Raw genomic sequence first — 1,049 nt, forward strand, 5'->3', positions numbered from 1 at the left:
CGGGATGTCGGGTTCACCGGGCAATTCTTCGGCGGGCAGAACACGCCGCAGTTCATCGACCTGGCGGGCGCCGCGGCCGAGGGCGACATCGTGAACGGCGTGTTCACGCCGTCGGATCCGAGCCCGAAGGTGCAGAACTTCGTCACCAAGTTCCGGGCCAAGTTCAATACCGACCCGGGCGATTTCAATGTGTACGCCTATGACGCGCTGAACACGGTGGTGAAGGCCGCCAAGGCGGGCGGCGCGACCCGGGAGGGCGTGCTGAAGGGGTTGCGCGAGGTCAAGGACTTCGACGGAATCGGCTTGGGCACCTTCGCCTTCGATCAGCAGACGCGCCGCCCCAGCGGGGTGAAGCCGATCGAGCTGATTCTGCAGAACGGCAAGTTCGTGCCGGTCGGAAGCAAGAAGTAGATGTTCGACACGCTCATCGCGGGTCTGGTCCACGGCAATGCGTACGCGCTGATCGCCGTGGGTATCACCCTGATCTTCGGGGTCAGCAATGTCATCAATTTCGCGCACGGCGCGATCTTCGCGTTCGGTTCGGTGCTGGGCTGGTGGCTGATCGCCCAGCACGGGGTGCCGTGGTGGGCCGCGCTGGTCGTGGTGGTGGCGGTGACGGCGCTGGTCGGCGTGGCGATCGACGTGCTGGCGGTGCGGCCGCTGCGCCGGGCCCCGGCCATCGCGGCGCTGCTGGCGACGGTGGCGGTGGGGCTCATCATCGAGAACGTGGTGGCCCTGGTGTTCGGGCCGGACACCCGGCCGTTCCCGCAGGTGTTGTCCACCAACAACTTCCAGGTGGGCGGGGTGCGGTTCGGCACCTCGGACGTGGCCATGTTCGCCATCACCCTGCTGGTGATGGGCGGGCTGTGGGCGTTCCTGCGGTTCAGCCGGCACGGGCTGGCGATCCGCGCGACCGCGCAGGATCCGGATGCCGCCGCGCAGATGGGGATCGGGGTCGGGCGGGTGCAGTCGCTGGCCTTCGCCATCGCGTCCGGGCTGGGCGGGCTGGCCGGCATCTTCGTCGGGCTCTACAACTCGAACATCTCGCC

2 protein-coding genes are annotated in these 1,049 nt (G+C 68.0%); both read left to right on the forward strand.

The annotated features are described in order from the left end of the window. Positions 1–411, forward strand: a 411-nt coding sequence (locus tag ACIRS4_RS39030; RefSeq protein ID WP_404205150.1) for an ABC transporter substrate-binding protein, incomplete at its 5' end; no start/stop codon positions are given. Next, positions 412–1,049, forward strand: a 638-nt coding sequence (locus tag ACIRS4_RS39035; RefSeq protein ID WP_404205152.1) for a branched-chain amino acid ABC transporter permease, incomplete at its 3' end; no start/stop codon positions are given.

The sequence above is a fragment of the Streptomyces sp. NPDC101166 genome, assembly GCF_044768125.1.
GTDB lineage: Bacteria > Actinomycetota > Actinomycetes > Streptomycetales > Streptomycetaceae > Streptomyces.